The sequence below is a fragment of the Thalassotalea loyana genome (genome assembly GCF_030161435.1).
Lineage (GTDB): Bacteria > Pseudomonadota > Gammaproteobacteria > Enterobacterales > Alteromonadaceae > Thalassotalea_G > Thalassotalea_G loyana.
In genome coordinates, this window is record NZ_BSSV01000006.1 from 169,876 (window position 1) to 186,596 (window position 16,721).

The window sequence follows — 16,721 nt, forward strand, 5'->3', positions numbered from 1 at the left end:
TAGTTTGTTAGTCAATGACACGACAAATACAACACGTCGTTTTTGATTATTATTTAACCATAATTAACTATATGAAATTAAAAGGGAAGTATTTTTTGAAGGAAAAGAATGAGTTTTTGATTAAAAATCAGCCACAGCGCGCTATCCACACGCTGTGACCATTTTAATCATTAGGCGGTTACTTTTCTTTGATTATTGACACCAATAATGCTGGTAAAAACGTCAACGACAGGAACGTTGATACCAGAATACCAGATAATACAATCACACCAACACCACGATATAATTCGGTGCCTTCACCCGGAATGAGAACCAATGGCGCCAATCCAAAAATTGTCGTAGCGGTAGACATGAGTATTGGTTTTAAGCGTTTTTCTACCGCCTTCATAACAGCCTCTCTCACTGCGATCCCCTGCTCAACTGTATACTTTCGGGTTTGGTCTACGATGAGAATTGGGTTATTGACTACAGTGCCTAATAGAATCAAAAAGCCAAGCATAGTAATCATATCAAATGGTTGGTGATATGCAGGTAAACCTATGGCAGCGATTGCGGCATTAACCCCGTTAACGGCAACTAGACCAAGTAATCCACCCGCCATGCCAAGTGGCACGGTCGCCAAAATAAACATTGGATAGCGCCAATGGGTAAAGATCGCTACCAGTAATAGGTAACTCAAGATAAGCGCTATCATAAAGTTTCCTGATAATGATGCTTTTGTTGCCTCTAACTGATCCGCAGCGCCACTGATACTTACTTTAATACCTTGAGCAATTTTCCCTTCTCGCCATAGCGATGGTAAAAGCAACTCTCGTACTGTTTTTTCGGCACTTTCCAGAGCAATGTCTCGTGGTGGGATAATGTAAACCGTTACCGTTCTGTTGCCATCTACCCGGCGTATCGAATTACTATTCTTACTCTCCACCAGATCAGCTAGAGAATTTAACGGTAAAACGCTTCCTGATGGGGTAACGATTGGCGTTGATGCTAATTGACTTAAGCTTTGTTCATTACCCGCACCACTAAAGATAAAGATATCTACCTTATCATCATTAAGGATAAACTCATCTACGAACGCTCCATCACTCATCGCTGCGATGGTGTAGCCAAAATCATTATTATTGATGCCGGCCTCAGCAAGACGTTGCCATCTTGGGTTGATTTCAATTAACGGTTGATTCAACGTGAGGGACCCTGGTTCAGAATTAATCTGTGGGTTGTCGAAGACCTCGCCAGCTTTTTGATAAACGGCATCTGCAGCTTCATAAAGTTCGATTATATCACTACCTGCGATATCAACAGCTACAGCTCTCGTACCACCGTCATTACTTGAAATAATAGATCCTCTCGATGAAAACGCTCTCATTCCTTCATAAGACCTAAATTTATTGGTGATCGCTTCCATCATCTCATTAATATATTTAGGCTCAACTGGCGCGCTTAAAAACCAAATACGACCCACAGATACTGACATTGAGTAATATTCTAATGGTGGCATTTTGTCTTTGCCTTCAAGAAATGCTGAAGGATCTGACTGGACATGTTCGTCAAAGTACGTACGTAATTCTGCGCCAATCTTTTTCATTTCAGATAAGTTATAGCTTGGTGGCGCTATCATCATTGAGAATGCTTTTGGCTCTTCACCCTCAGGTAAATATTCAGCTGCAGGCATCAAGCTATAGGCAAGCCCTAAAATCACGACAATAAACGTGATGGATGCAATACGAGCCTGTTTAACTGAACCGGTAAAAAAGCGGGTCATCTTTAACCACTTCGCAGATAAAACTAGCCCTTTACCGCGTTTTAAATCACTTTTTTTACTCAAATTGGTCAACGCGACTGGCACAACAAAAAGTGCCACGAGCATAGAAGCAATAATCGCACCTGAGATCGCAATCGCAATATCCGAATACAATTGCCCTGCTTCTTGCTGAACAAACAAAATTGGCGCAAAAACGAGTACAGTGGTCGCTGTCGACGCTAGTACCGCAGGCCAAACCTCTTTAACGCCATTAATTGCAGCTTGTGCTTTACTGATCCCTTGGCGTTTTGCTTGCACAATAGACTCAAGTACTACAATTGTATTATCAACTGTCATACCAATTGCAAACGCAACACCAGCTAACGAAATCACATTAATCGTGCGGCCGAATAACATAAGCGCTAAGAAGGCGGCAATGGTACACAGTGGAATGCCTATCACACCAACAATCGTCGCTTTACCAGAGCGTAAAAAGAAATACATGACTAACGTTGCTAACAATGCACCTAATGCTAAGTTTGTCCATACATTTTGGAGCGAGCTCGCAACATACTTGACATCGTCACTGGTCAATTTGAGTTCTAGTCCATTTTGAATAAGTAACTCTTGATTGATTTCTTCGACAACAGGCAGCATCGCTTCTTTAATAGCGAGAACATTTGATCCACTCTCCCTGCGAACAGAAAGACTAATGGTTCGTTCACCTGTATTAAACGATAAGCTTCTTGTTTCAAAATGATCTAACGTGACCGTGGCAACATCTTTAAGTAAAATATTCGCATCATTGGTACGTGAAATGATCAAATTCTCAAGCTCAGAAATATCTTCAAAACGTCCTATTACTCGCAGTAGATAACGACTTTTACCGCTCTCAATATCACCTGCTGAAGTATCTTTATTGCGCGTTCTTATCGCTGTTCTTAATTGCGGTAAGCTAATTCCACGTTGTGCCAACCTTGCGGCATCTACTTTGATTTGTATTTGTCGCTGAGCACCACCGCCAACTCCGACTTCAGACACACCAGGCACACTTTCCATACGCGGACGAATAAAGTCATCGGCAAAATCACGTAGCAAATCTACATCAAGATTTAATGGGTTGCCTGCCTGTGGCTTTAGAACAAAATACATAAAAGCATTGCCTGAGAATGAACTAGAGTACAAACGCGGCTGATCGACATTTTCAGGGTAAGCTGGTACTTGGCTCAGCGCATTGTTTACGCGAATCAAGGCGTCGTTTGCATCAACACCAAAAGGAAACTCAAGTTCTATCCGTGCTGAGCCCATTTGCGCATATGAAACCATGCGCTTTAAATTGGCTAAGCTACGTAAATAACGCTCTTGTTCTATTAGTATTTCTTTCTCAACATCTTGTGGTGTTGCGCCCGGCCAGCCGGTTTGCACTGTGATGGTTCGTACTTCGAGATCTGGGATCATTTGTACTGGAATATTGAGCGCCGCAACCAATCCTAAAATGGTTGTGATAAGGACGATAACAGCGACCAGTATTCCTCGATTAACGGCAGCAGATATCATTACGAGCCACTCACTTGTTTATTGATGCGCAATGAGTCACCATCTTTTAATAATTCAACACCAGACATAACAAATGGCTGTTCAACACCTACTCCAGTAATTGCAGTTTGCTGACCTTGTTGTTTAACAATATTGATCAGAATGCGCTTTGCTTTATTGTTGTTAACAACAAATACACTTGCGCCACCGTCAGGGTGTTGTTTTATTGCACTTTTTGGAAGCCATACGATGTTTTGGTCTGATTGTGGAAGTTCAATCGCAGCATGGGCAGACATGCCCACGACTAGGTTCTGATTGCTAGGTAAATTTACCAAACCCGTTATTGAGCGACTTTGATTGTCAGCAACACCTACGATTCGGCTAAGCGTTGATCCAATTGAAACACCTTGATTGAAATCAGGTGTAACGGTTACTTCCACATCATTCTGGCCATTGAGTACTTGATAATATTCTTGGGGTATTGCGATATTGAGGCGTATATTTGATTGTGAAACTAATCGCATTATTTGAGTTTGTTGACTAACCCATTCACCTACATCAACATGGCGCTTAGACACAACACCAGAAAACGGCGCATAAAGTGTGTGGCGATTTAGCATTTCTTTTGCAGTCGCTAATTCAGCGTTAGCTTGCTTGAGCATTGCATCGGATATTTCAAAACTAGACAAGCGTTGATTCAATAAGGTTTTTGCGACCAACTCTTTTTTGGATAACTCAATCACTTCTTGATAAAGGCGCTCTGCTTCATTTCGTTCACTCATTCGAGCTTTGACAGCGGATTTTGCTTGCTCTACAGCTAAAACGGCAAGCGTATTATCTATCACAAGGAGTTTTTGCCCTTTCTCAACCTTATCACCAACTTCAAAATACAATGATTCAATCAAGCCTGCTTGTTGTGAGGCTAATGCTGAATCTTGTGTGGCTTCAATCGTTCCTGTTAATGAAAGAACCTCTCTTTGTGTTTGCGCTTGAGCAAGATACACATCAACATTAGCCGCATCATTAGCGGACGAAGCAAACGTAGACACCAACAAAAGCGTGGTCGCTACTTTACTTAATACTCTCATAATAAACATACCTAAATAATAATTATTTGCATTAGGATAAATAACTCAGCAAAAAATAGCACCTTTTATTGAGTAAATATCTGTTTCAACGAAAGAATAAAAAAAGCCATGTCACAAAAATGTCCACAAGTTTATCTCGAGTCAAATTTGGCAAACTTCACATTTATAGACTAGCTTTGATACAAGATAATCCCTCTATTCAGCCAAAAAGGAATTTGTTGCTATGACTTCATCATCGAACAATTCATCTAATTACGATTTACAAAAGCTAAAAGCTCAAGTTGCTGCATTAAATAAAGTGCAAGCTGTTATAGAGTTTGATCTTGATGGAAACATCATTACCGCCAATGATAATTTTCTCTCAACAATGGGTTACACATTAGATGAAATAGTTGGTCAGCATCACAGTATGTTTGCTGCCGATGGTTATGCTGATACGCAAGAGTACAAAGATTTTTGGGTAAAGCTTAATCAAGGTGACTTCGACACTGGCGAATACAAACGCATTGGAAAAAATGGCAAAGAAGTTTGGATACAGGCATCTTACAACCCTATTTTAGACACAGACGGTGAACCTGTTGGCGTGATCAAGTTCGCGACAGACATCACAGAGCAAAAAATTCAGCAGGCCGACTTTCAAGGACAAATCAGTGCAATAGGCAAATCACAAGCGGTAATCGAATTTAACCTAGATGGAACAATTCTAACGGCAAATGACAATTTCCTTGCAACTGTAGGTTACACACTAGATGAGATTGTTGGACAGCATCACAGCATGTTTGCTGAGCCAGAATACGCAAAAAGCAGTGAATACAAAGCATTTTGGCAATCGTTAAGTGAAGGTAAATACGATGCAGGCGAGTATAAACGCCTTGGTAAGCACGGCAAAGAAATTTGGATACATGCATCCTACAACCCTATTCTCGATTACAATGGAAACCCATACAAGGTTGTAAAATATGCAACAGATATAACAGCTGACAAACTTCAACAAGCTAACTATTCAGGTCAAATACAAGCTATCAGCAAGTCACAAGCCGTTATAGAATTTAACCTTGACGGTACGATTATCAATGCCAACGAAAATTTCTTAATCACCCTTGGCTACTCTCTTGATGAAATAAAGGGAAAACACCACAGTATGTTCGCCGAACCTCAATATTCTCAAAGCGCCGAATACAAAGCGTTTTGGGAAAAATTAGGACAAGGTGAATACGATACCGGTGAATATAAAAGGATCGGTAAAGGCGGTAAGGAAATTTGGATTCAAGCGTCTTACAACCCGATATTAGACCTAAATGGTAAACCCTATAAAGTCGTAAAGTACGCAACAGATATCACGGCAAGAAAACAAGCCATTGCCGGAATCAAAAATTCAATTATTTCATTATCAAACGGCGATTTAACAACCCGTATTGAAAATGATTTAGGCAAAGAATTTGGTGTACTTGGCGACGCAATGAATGATTTACAAGATGATTTGAACGTGATGATTTCAGAAATCCGAGCGGCGTCTGACAACGTGTTCGATGCGTCAAGTAAACTAACCCAAGGCAGTAATGAACTGAGTAAAAGAACGGAGTCACAAGCTGCGAGTTTAGAAGAGACAGCTTCTGCGATGGAAGAGCTAACTTCAACGGTTAATCAAAACGCAACAAGTGCTCAGGAAGCAACGAAGTTATCAACCAATGCGATGAACAAAGCGAGCGCAGGTGGTGATGTTGTTAATAATGCAATCGATGCTATGGATGCAATTGAGAAGTCGAGCAAGAAAATATCAGACATCATTAGCGTTATCGATGAGATAGCATTCCAAACCAACTTATTAGCACTAAATGCTGCAGTAGAGGCAGCTAGAGCTGGTGAACAAGGTCGAGGGTTTGCAGTAGTTGCCAGTGAAGTTAGGAATTTGGCACAGCGCAGCGCCTCAGCGGCCAAAGAGATTAAAGGATTGATAAGTGAAAGTGTCGAAGCGGTAAATCAAGGTAGTAAGCTTGTCGACAACACAGGTCAAACATTCAGCGAACTTGTAGAAGCGGTGAAAGATGTTGTTACGATCATTTCAGATATAAGTACCGCGAGTACCGAACAAGCAACGGGAATTTCAGAAGTCAGCAGAACGATTTCAGAGATGGATGCGATGACACAACAAAATTCATCGCTTGTAGAGCAAACCACATCATCAAGCCAAGCGATGGAAGAACAAGCTAAAGGACTTCAAGAACAAGTCGCAAGTTTCACCATAAAGAGCCAAGACACAACCCTTTCTAAAAGTCGAAAAACATTGAGACAGGTAGTTTAGCGTTAACTTCCCTTTTCTTTGTCACAAGACATTGCCCAACCATACAAGTTGGGCTTTGCGCCCTTCTGATACTTTCACCGTTATAAATTTGCCACATAACATCAGGTTATACGCTACCAAAAAACTGCAATGCCCTCGACATTTACAATGAGGATATAATTTTTTTAATAATTAAAACAACAGGATCCTTTGATGAGATTGTTATCTACGTTACTTTTGAGTGCAATTACAACGACAACAAGCACTTTCGCAGCTGATATTCCTATTCAAATATCAGTGCTAAATGAACAAAATCAGGCCATTGAAAGCGCCACAATAAAAATCAATAACACCACAGCCCTGACCAACAACACGGGCAATAAAGAATTCCATATTCCTGAAGCTAAAACCTATCAATTAACATTATCTAAAGACGGTTATTATGAGCGCGTTCAAACCTTTAGCCATGCAGAATTAACGCAACTGGCTACGTCATCGCTATCATTCACCCTCGTAAAGCGTGAAACTGGACGCGTGATGTTCGCTTTTGGTGGTGACGTGATGATGGGTCGTCGATATTACAAACCTTATTTCGACGATGACGTATTGATTAATCCAGAATCTGATCTCGCAGATAGTCAAGCGATATTAGCACACATGAAGCCTTATCTTTCCGCGGCAGATATGGCCGTCGTTAATTTAGAAAGTCAGTTGGCGGTACATGAACCAAAACAGCGTGCACCTAAATCAGTCACGTTTTACAGCAACCCTAGTATTGTCAAAGCGCTAAAGTGGGCAGGTATTGATTATGTTACACTGGGCAACAACCACACCTATGACTATCTAGATGAAGGTTTAGACTCTACACTTAAAGCGCTTAAATCTGAGTCATTGCCTTACTCTGGCGCTGGCTTTACTGAAAGCCAAGCACTTTCACCTTATATTGCGGCCATAAACGATAGTTATTATGCCATGCTAGGCTACGTAGGTTGGCAAGGTTCTAAAACACCAAAACAAACCGCTACCCATGAACATGGAGGTGCCGCCTTTGGTTCGATGGAAAATATTTCTTCGAGTGTAAAATCAGCTGTCGCAAACCAACACTTGCCCGTGGTTCAGTATCATGGCAGTTTAGAGTACAAGAATGAACCAACTGGCGTCACCGAGCAGCGATTAAAATCAGCAATTGATCATGGTGCCGTGCTCGCCGTAGCCCACCACCCACACGTGGCTCAAGGACTAGAGCTTTATAATGGTCACTTGATCGCATACTCAATGGGTAACTTTGTCTTTGATCAAAACTTTAGTTCAACCCAACATAGCTACCTTTTGCATGTCTGGTTAGATGATGGCAAATTCCATCGTGCTGAAGTCATTCCTGTTTACGTCAAAGGCTACAAGCCAACGCCTGCACTCGATAATGAAAGAGTTACGATTTTAAGGCGATTACATACATTATCAGCAAAACGAAATACGTTTATTCATAGTGAACAAGGTATTGGCGTTATTAAGCCGCCTCAAAGCGTTACTCCATCAACAACCACAAGACAACTTGTTGTCAATACAGCGAAGGAACGCGTTCATAGCCTGTCGCAACTGCCATGGACTCAAGCAAACTACACAATAAAAAGTGCGACCCCCAAGGTAAAATATCGATTTGGTAGCAATTTAATTAATGGTAGTGATTTTGAACACTTTTCTCTGTTTGACGCACCAGAGCGTGGTTTTACGTTTAATAAAACCAAGAGTCAGCTTGTCTCGCCTGGCTACAACAGTGAACATGCAATGCAAATTGGCGTTGTCCAAACACAATGGCTAGGCATGAAACACTTTAGACGAGTATTTAATGCAAGCTCACCAATGACCTTTAAAATGGATGTTATTTCACCACAAGACCTAACACTGAATGTTTATTGGCAAGGACGAAAAACCAGACAAAAGCTTTTTGATGCGTTTAACAACAGTCCCAAAAACCTAATCTCAAGCATCAAGCTTAATGGTAGTGATAAATGGCAGCATATTGAATTACCCTTCAATTCACCACGTATTGGCTACAAAAGTTACCGTGTACTAGCCGAATTAGTGAATAACGAAGGCAAAAACGTAAGTCAGGTCACCATAGATAATTTTTCATTAATTGAGTGGCAGACTTCGTTTCAACACGGACCACAAGCGCAATTTTTCAACACTGATAGCCAGATGGCTAACTATATTGGTTTTGACACCGCTGTGAGCACTCCCATCTCAATCAGCGTCGATTAACAATTGATCTTTCATCCAGCGCAATACCTATCGCCTCATGTAATAAAGCCACCTATTAGGTGGCTTTTTATTTTGGTTCAGTTGATACCTAGCGCCAATGCAATAAAACCAACTACTTTATTGAGTAAGTAATTGTTGATTGCAACGACTATTTTTACATATAAAAAAGCCCAGCTAGGCTGGGCAAAACTACATTTTCAGTAGAAAGAGGAAAGATATAATAAAGAGGTTTAATAAGCGTCAGAAGACGTTCCACCCCAAAGCCTGAAATCGAGGGCAGGCATCACCCCTCCTTGGATATTAAATCCAAAAGGTCTATCTTGAGCGACTAACAATGGCCCATCTAAATCAACATATTTTGCTCGCCCTGCGAGTAAGTAGGCAGGCGCCATCGCAAGTGAGGTGCCCACCATACATCCGACCATCAACTCAAAACCTAGCGCTGTTGCTTCCTGTGCTAACGCCATTGCTTCAGTGAGTCCACCCGTTTTATCTAACTTGATATTGATGGCGTCATAACGTCCTTTTAAATACGCGAGATCTTTACGCGTATGGCAAGATTCATCAGCGCAAAGCGCTACGGGGAAGTCATGATCAATCAATGCTTGGTCATGGCCTGTCGCTAACGGTTGTTCAATCAAAACAACATTTAACTCTGCTAGTTTTGGGGCACATTCAACTAAATCAGTAATTGACCAACCTTCATTTGCATCAACAATAAACTGACTGTTTGGCGAAGCATCGTGAATCGCCTGCATTTTTTCTATAATGCTTTCGTTATCGAGTTTCACTTTGATCAAAGGCGGAAAGTTAAGTTTTTGTGCAGCTTTAGCCATGTTTTCAGGCGTATCAATACTTAATGTCTGTGCTGTAGTACAGCTGTCCACTTGTGCTAAATTAAGTAACTGATGAACAGGCTTTTTGTGTAACTTTGCCTTCAAATCCCAATACGCACAGTCAATGGCGTTCTTAGCTGAACCAGCCGCCATTGATGCCAATACATTATCTAAAGAAATACCCTGTGCCAGCTTAGCTTGTACATAGGCTAATTGACTGGTCACTGTGTCTATTGATTCTTGATAGCGAGCATAGGGAACAGACTCAGCATGACCAATACACCCATCCTGCGTTAACGTAACTTCAACCACTTCCGCTTTTGTTTTTGCACCTCTTGCGATGCGAAACACTTGCGCTAGCGGGAAATCCTTTTGTTCAAATGATAGGCTCATCATGGCTTAAACCTGCGCATTAATAAAATCAATAATTGACGCTGTGCCATCTCTAACAGGATCAACACAAGGCAAGCCAAATTCATCACTTATCTGCTGGCAGTACTCGCGACCTTCTTGAATACTTACTGATGACGTATTGACCGTGATCCCCACGACTTTCACATCAGGATTAGTCAATTTAGCGGCTTGCAAATTTAACTCAATTGTTTCTTTGATACTTGGCAAAACAGTGTGTGGTAAGCCACGCATATGGTGCCTGCCCAGTGCATGACAAATAACAATCGCGTCTGGCTGTGAGCCGTGTAAAAGTCCCATACTGACACCTGCAAATGCTGGGTGTGAAAGTGAACCTTGCCCTTCAATAATGTCCCAATGTTCGTGGTCGTTGCTCGGAGAAATATGTTCAACCGCGCCTGAAATAAAATCTGAGACAACACAATCGATTGCAACGCCCTGACCTGCGATCAAAATCCCACATTGGCCAGTCGCACGAAAATCAACCTTCAACCCTGCATCTTTCATCGCCTTTTCTAAGCTTAACGATGTATACATCTTACCTACTGAGCAATCAGTACCCACAGTGAGAAGACGCTTACCCGTGCGCTTTGCACCAGTGCCTGTCTTAAATTCGGCTGTTGGGTGACGAATATCATGCATTTTGCAGTTATGAGCTTTTGCAACTTCAACAAGTGCAGGAACATCGTTAAGTTTATCATGCAGACCACTCACAACGTCCATGCCTAAGCTAAGTGCTTCAATAATGTACGGGTGCCATTTCACATCAAGTACACCACCGCTGTTAGCAAACCCCAAAACAAGTGATTTTGCGCCTTCTTTATGAGCCTGTTCAATTGTCTTTTGTGGTAACCCAGTTGTCACTGTACAACCGTCGACTTTCGCTTCGCCAATACAAAGTTCAGGTCGCCAGTCTGCGACACCACGAGCCATTTTAATCGATAATGCATCGGTAGCATCACCAATGAATACGAGATAAGGAGCAAGAATTTGCATAAATAACCACCTACTATTGTTGCCGTCAACGCGACTTTTTGTTTTATAGGTTTCAGGTTATTAGGTTAGTGAATGGATATAAAATGCTATGGTTTACCGCCCCTATAACTAAAGGCTATACCTCACGGTAAACCACTGTTATTTAGTTGATTTCTTTCGAAATATAAGACAAAAAGTCTTCCGAAACACGTGATAAACTATGGTTTTCTAAGTGCATAACACCAATATTAAATGTCAATTTAGGACTAAAAGACGCGAATGCGATATTGTCTGATAAATTTCCTTGTGCAGTAAATTTATCAACGACACAGACACCGGCTCCTTCGGCAACCATGCGAGCAGCAATAAAGTATGTTTGCACTTTGATCGTTGATTGCAATTGGACATTTTCCTCCATCATGCGCGACCAAAGTAAATCACCCAAAGGTCCACTATCACTTATATCAATGAATGGAGACTCTTCGAGTTGCGCAAGCGACAATTGTTCAGGGCCATCAGGAAACATCGCTTTGGGATACATGATGACTAATTCCGACTCAGCAATCGTTTGGCAATTGAGACCTGCAATTTCATTCGGAGAAAACAACATCGCAAAATCACACTTATGTTCAAACAACGCTTGTGTAACCTCATTGTTGTGAACGGTTTGGATATCAAAATTCACTTTTGGGTGGTGTGTTTGAAACCCAGCTATTGCTCGCGGTAAAACACCAAAGCCTAGCGCAGGAGTCACACCAATACTAATATTGCCAAAATCAGTTTTCTTTATATTCTCTGCCGTATTCTTTATCGAGCGCATCTGTTGATAAATTTTATCAACTTCTCCAAAAAGCATTTGGGCCTCATTCGTTGGGATTAAGCGGCCTTTAACCCGTTCGAACAAATTAAAGCCAAGTTGCATTTCGGCATGGGACAATACTTTACTTACACTTGGTTGAGATACATGCAATATTTTTGCTGCGTTCGTAATAGAACCCGTTGTGTATATAGCATGAAAAATTTCAATGTGACGTAAACGCATAACAATCCTTAAACAACTTAATATTAACTGCTCGTAACCCTGTTATAGGCCAATTATTAACTTCATTATCCACCGACAAATGGCAGACTTAAATATAGCTGAATCACAAGAGCATTCGTGATATCAATAAAAAACGCACCTACCAAGGGTACAACTAAAAACGCCTGAGGAGAAGGTCCGTGCCTTGAGACCAAGGATTCCATATTCGCAACAGCAGTGGGTGTAGCGCCTAAGCCAAAACCACAGTGGCCGCCAGCCATAATAGCCGCGTTATAATTCTTACCCATCACCCTAAACGTTATAAAGTAAGCAAACATCATCAAGACGATGGTTTGAATCAATATAATAATAACCATTGGGCCTGCGAGACTGGCAAGTTCCCAGACTTTTAGCGACATTAAAGCCATCGCAAGAAACATGGATAACGCCATTGTTCCCCACAAGTCAATACACGCCCTACTGATACGATAAACCTTCGTAAATTCAACGATATTTGTGAGTACAACACCACACAAAAGAGGGATCAAAAATGCGGGTAACACGATATCTGCTGCTTTTAATGCATCATAGCCAATTCGACCTATATACATGCAAAGCAAAATAACAAATAACGTTTCCATCATTTTCTTTGGCGTAACCAAATCATGATCTTCAGGATCAAAAGTGACGGTGTTATCCAATGCTTCGTCATAATCATCTGCTTTCAATTGATATTTTTTAATTAACCGTTTACTCACAGGCCCACCAACGAGGCCTCCTAAAATGAGCCCTAACGTCGCTGCAGCCATTGCTAACTCAAAAACACTGGTTGGCATACCATACTCATTAATAAATAGATCTGAATAGGTTGCGCCATTTCCGTGACCACCTGATAGCGTCACCGAGCCGCCAATCAACCCCATTAACGGATCTAACCCTGCAGCTGTAGCTACAGAAACACCAACCGCGTTTTGGATAATTAGATACACCGTCGCTAATAAAAGAAACAAGGCCACTTTTGGACCGCCTTTCAATAACAAACTGTAACTTGCACCGAGTCCAACGGTGGTAAAAAACACCGTCATTAAGGGGGATTTAAAGGCCATATCAAAGTTAAACGTGATGTTAAATGCGCTATGCGCAATTGCAGCAAGCAGTGAGAATGCAATGCCTCCAACAACGGGCTCAGGAATATTGTTGTTGCTAAGAAACGTGATTTTTGAATTGAGATAGTAGCCAATAAACAGAATAAGTAACGCAATAAGCAGCGTTTCTGCCGTAGCAATATTGATCGTCATATGCTTTTAAACCTTTTATTTATCGGCTCTGTATAAAGTCTTACAGAGCGTATTATTCGGTTTTATAGGAGTTTCAAATAGTAAAGAGAACAGTGAAAAAACAGCAGTTCCATTTTTTGACAACACCATAACCAAAGGTTCTAGCACGCAGGTATGTCGCCAGATAATAAATATCAAGCTCCTTTGTATACCTTATTTTTTCATAACTCTTATAATCAATATGTACGTTTATGTATCCCAAATGTACCAGAGTATAACTTTAGGTTATGAACTGTTAACTAACTGTCATTAGCTTTTAGTCAATTGTTTGGGCAAGGTGAACTTCACAATTAAGAAAGTCGATTAAAAAGTCGACACAATTACAATAAGACTTAAGGTGTGCAACATGACAAAGAGATCAGCCAGAGGATACAAAGTTAAACATATCTGTTTATGTATCGCGACCGCATTATCTGCGAACGTAATGATGACAAGTAACGTCGTCGCAGCAGAAAATGAGGACGAAACGAAAGAAATTGAACGCATTAGCGTATTAGGCTCAAATATTAAACGAGCAACAGACATTGGTGCATTACCTGTCACGTTAATGACTGAAAAAGATATCGAAAATACGGGTGCAGTTACCGGTGACGAGTTACTTCGCTCAATTCCACAAATTGGCGCCGTTAATTTCGGCGCGGCAACGGGTAACGGCGGTGTTAATGACGCTCGTGGTGATGTTGCTTCAATCAACCTACGAGGCGTAGGTTCAGGAAATACGTTAACCCTATTGAATGGTCGTCGACTGGTGACTCACCCAGGTACACAATCTGAGAATTTTGTCCCTGTTTCTACTGTCAACTCAAATACATTGCCTATCTCAGGTCTGCGTTCGCTTGAAATTTTAAGAGACGGTGCAGCTGCAATTTACGGCTCTGATGCGGTAGCTGGTGTTGTTAATTATCGACTAAAAGATGATTATGAAGGTCATCGTTTAGATTTTTCTTACGGTGGCTCTGAAGGCACATCATTAGATGAAACAAAATTCAGCTATTTAACTGGCTTTGATTTAAACGACGGAAAGTCTCATTTAACCGCTTCGTTTTCTTACTACACACGAAATGGCATGATGGCGTCAGAGCGCCCTTACTCGGCGAGTCACGACCTGCGTGAATACCCTACACTACCTGAAGAATTCATTGGTGATACACAACTTGACAACCGTTCAACGGCAACACCTTGGGGTGACTTCCAATCTGATTCTTTAGGTCGTTTTCATTTGCAACCTGATACAGAGTCAGGCTGTGAAGTTAATTTAGCTGGAGGAATTTGTGCCGATAGCGGAAGTTTCCCAAGAGAACAACGTTTTGACCGTGGTACAACGCGTTCATTAGTGTCTGATGTTGATCGTTTGAATTTCTATGGCTACTTCACTCACGAAATTAATAATGACCTAGAGTTTTTCTCTGAAGCGATTTATTACAGTGCAACCGCTAAGCGAATTCGTGAGCAAACTCACAACCTAACGGCTCAACGTTTTATCATCTCAGCTGATGCAGCGTACAACCCATTTGGTGAAGACGTTTTATTACGCAGTTATCGTGCAGTCGATACAGGTCCACGTAACGTCGAAGTAGATGATACCAGCTATCGAATTCTTGGTGGTTTAAGAGGCGCTTGGAATGATTGGGATTGGGAGTCTGCAATCTTTTACACAGCAGCAGAAACCAACGACGAAGCCAATCGAATTCAAGCAAGTAAATTCCAAGCCGCAATCAATAGTACTGATCCTGCACTTGCCTATAACATCTTTACCGGTGGTGATATCAATAACCCAAACACTGGTGACTCTACCTTAAATCCGCAGAGCGTCATTGATCAATTCATGACACAAGTTTCACGTGACTCTAAAACGAGTTTGGCGTCTGTTGATTTTAAAGTAAGCAATGGTGATATTTACCAGTTACCAGCAGGTAGTGTTGGTGTTGCAATGGGTGTTGAATTTAGACGTGAAACATTTGAAGACGACCGTGATGATTTACTTGATGGCAGCATGCCATTTGTTGATGCGGTTACAGGTCAAGAACTATCGGGCAGCGATGTTATCGGTAGTAGCCCAACTCCAGACTCAAAAGCAGATCGTAACGTAACGTCAGCATATGCTGAATTTATCGTACCTTTAGTTGATGCAGGCGATCAGTACGTTGAAATGCAAATTGCGGCACGCTACGAGAACTTTTCTGATGTTGGTGACGCATTAAAGCCTAAAGTGGCTATTTTTTGGGAGCCTGTTGACTGGTTGAGCTTTAGAGCATCATACTCAGGTGGTTTTAGAGCGCCAGGTTTACCGCAGGTTTCAGCAGAAGGCGTACCACGTTCAAACTCACTCTATGATCCTGTATTAGATTCTACGTACGGCATTGTCGATATCCGAAGTGGTACTACTGATTTAAAACCAGAAGATGACGTAAATAAATCACTTGGTATGGTATTACAACCAACAGAGAACCTAACATTCACTGTCGATACGTGGAGAATTGAGCAAGAAGACTTAGTCGGTATTCTTCCTGGCTCGTCTCACCTACTTTATGATTCGCTTCTGCGTAGTCAAGGGTCACAAAATGAAGCCGTTATTCGAGATCCGAACACGAATGAAGTTATTCAAATTAACAATAACTACATGAACCTTGGTGTGAGAGAAATCGCAGGTGTTGACTTCAGCGTTGTGTATGACTTTGAAACATCATTTGGTGACTTCGACTTTACGGCAAATGCCGCAAACTTAACTAAATTTAACCAAGAGGCAGATCCTATTTCTGCTCAGTTAATTGCAGCGCAAGAAGCCGGAGATCCGTCAGTACCTGCAGATAGAACAGTCGCTGGCGCTGGTGATTTAATCAAGCAAAATGGCAGACCAGAATGGCGTGCTCGTGTATCACTTGATTGGGATTACAACAACTGGGGTGCAGGCATCAGCGCTAACTATATTAGTGACGTTATTGATACCAGTACAACAGCCACGGTTGATGATGAAGTCATTGAATTACCGGTAGACAGTTTTACGCGTGTAAACGTGTACGCAGATTACAGCTTTGACGGCAACGATGTATTAAGCGGCAGTAGAGTGCGTATTGGCGTAAGAAACATTGGAGATGAAGAGCCGCCATTAGCCGATGAGCTAGCTCATGGTTACTTTGGTGCCCTGCACTCTAACAGAGGTCGCTATATTTATATGAACTTTAGTGCTTCATTCTAATTAAACATAATTAGGATGGTACAAAGCGAATAGCTCA

9 protein-coding genes are annotated in these 16,721 nt (G+C 41.5%); 3 read left to right on the forward strand and 6 right to left on the reverse strand.

Going from position 1 to position 16,721, the window contains the following annotated elements; all coding sequences use genetic code 11:
• Positions 1-178: 178 nt before the first annotated feature.
• Positions 179-3,298, reverse strand: a complete 3,120-nt coding sequence (locus QQK05_RS13685) for an efflux RND transporter permease subunit (protein ID WP_284299542.1) — start codon at positions 3,296-3,298, stop codon at positions 179-181.
• Entirely contained in the window at positions 3,298-4,365 is a 1,068-nt protein-coding gene (locus QQK05_RS13690) for an efflux RND transporter periplasmic adaptor subunit (protein WP_284299544.1), read from the reverse strand. The genes QQK05_RS13685 and QQK05_RS13690 overlap by 1 nt, the downstream gene beginning before the upstream one ends.
• A 223-nt stretch (positions 4,366-4,588) precedes the next feature.
• Here QQK05_RS13690 and QQK05_RS13695 point away from each other — a divergent pair, with 223 nt between their 5' ends.
• Both QQK05_RS13695 and QQK05_RS13700 read left to right on the forward strand, forming a co-directional pair.
• A complete protein-coding gene (locus tag QQK05_RS13695; RefSeq protein ID WP_284299546.1) occupies positions 4,589-6,667 on the forward strand; it encodes a methyl-accepting chemotaxis protein in 2,079 nt (692 codons plus the stop codon).
• Positions 6,668-6,859: 192 nt separating this feature from the next.
• Entirely contained in the window at positions 6,860-8,908 is a 2,049-nt protein-coding gene (locus QQK05_RS13700; protein WP_284299548.1) for a CapA family protein, read from the forward strand.
• A 230-nt stretch (positions 8,909-9,138) separates the two neighbouring features.
• Here the strand turns inward: QQK05_RS13700 and dgcA are convergent, their stop codons facing one another.
• From dgcA to gltS, 4 genes are all read right to left on the reverse strand, one after another.
• Positions 9,139-10,140, reverse strand: coding sequence for an N-acetyl-D-Glu racemase DgcA (gene dgcA / locus QQK05_RS13705; protein ID WP_322790575.1), 1,002 nt, complete (start codon positions 10,138-10,140; stop codon positions 9,139-9,141).
• A gap of 3 nt (positions 10,141-10,143) precedes the next feature.
• The gene (dgcN, locus tag QQK05_RS13710) at positions 10,144-11,151 is read right to left on the reverse strand and encodes an N-acetyltransferase DgcN (RefSeq protein ID WP_284299550.1); all 1,008 of its coding nucleotides are present in this window, start codon (positions 11,149-11,151) and stop codon (positions 10,144-10,146) included.
• 142 nt (positions 11,152-11,293) lie between these two features.
• Positions 11,294-12,172 (reverse strand): LysR family transcriptional regulator, encoded by an 879-nt coding sequence (locus tag QQK05_RS13715; protein WP_284299552.1) that lies wholly within the window; start codon positions 12,170-12,172, stop codon positions 11,294-11,296.
• Between the two features lie 65 nt (positions 12,173-12,237).
• Positions 12,238-13,449: a sodium/glutamate symporter gene (gene gltS / locus QQK05_RS13720; protein WP_284299554.1), complete on the reverse strand. Its 1,212-nt coding sequence runs from the start codon at positions 13,447-13,449 to the stop codon at positions 12,238-12,240.
• A gap of 385 nt (positions 13,450-13,834) precedes the next feature.
• On the opposite strand from gltS, the gene QQK05_RS13725 reads away from it, so the two are divergent.
• Positions 13,835-16,684 (forward strand): TonB-dependent receptor domain-containing protein, encoded by a 2,850-nt coding sequence (locus QQK05_RS13725; RefSeq protein ID WP_284299556.1) that lies wholly within the window; start codon positions 13,835-13,837, stop codon positions 16,682-16,684.
• Positions 16,685-16,721: the final 37 nt, after the last annotated feature.

Bases quoted from the DNA above. Each gene is read 5' to 3' on its own strand.
- QQK05_RS13695 (WP_284299546.1), top strand. From the start codon at position 4,589: ATGACTTCATCATCGAACAATTCATCTAATTACGATTTACAAAAGCTA.
- dgcA (WP_322790575.1), bottom strand. From the start codon at position 10,140: ATGATGAGCCTATCATTTGAACAAAAGGATTTCCCGCTAGCGCAAGTG.
- QQK05_RS13715 (WP_284299552.1), bottom strand. From the start codon at position 12,172: ATGCGTTTACGTCACATTGAAATTTTTCATGCTATATACACAACGGGT.
- QQK05_RS13700 (WP_284299548.1), top strand. From the start codon at position 6,860: ATGAGATTGTTATCTACGTTACTTTTGAGTGCAATTACAACGACAACA.
- gltS (WP_284299554.1), bottom strand. From the start codon at position 13,449: ATGACGATCAATATTGCTACGGCAGAAACGCTGCTTATTGCGTTACTT.
- dgcN (WP_284299550.1), bottom strand. From the start codon at position 11,151: ATGCAAATTCTTGCTCCTTATCTCGTATTCATTGGTGATGCTACCGAT.
- QQK05_RS13690 (WP_284299544.1), bottom strand. From the start codon at position 4,365: ATGAGAGTATTAAGTAAAGTAGCGACCACGCTTTTGTTGGTGTCTACG.
- QQK05_RS13725 (WP_284299556.1), top strand. From the start codon at position 13,835: ATGACAAAGAGATCAGCCAGAGGATACAAAGTTAAACATATCTGTTTA.
- QQK05_RS13685 (WP_284299542.1), bottom strand. From the start codon at position 3,298: ATGATATCTGCTGCCGTTAATCGAGGAATACTGGTCGCTGTTATCGTC.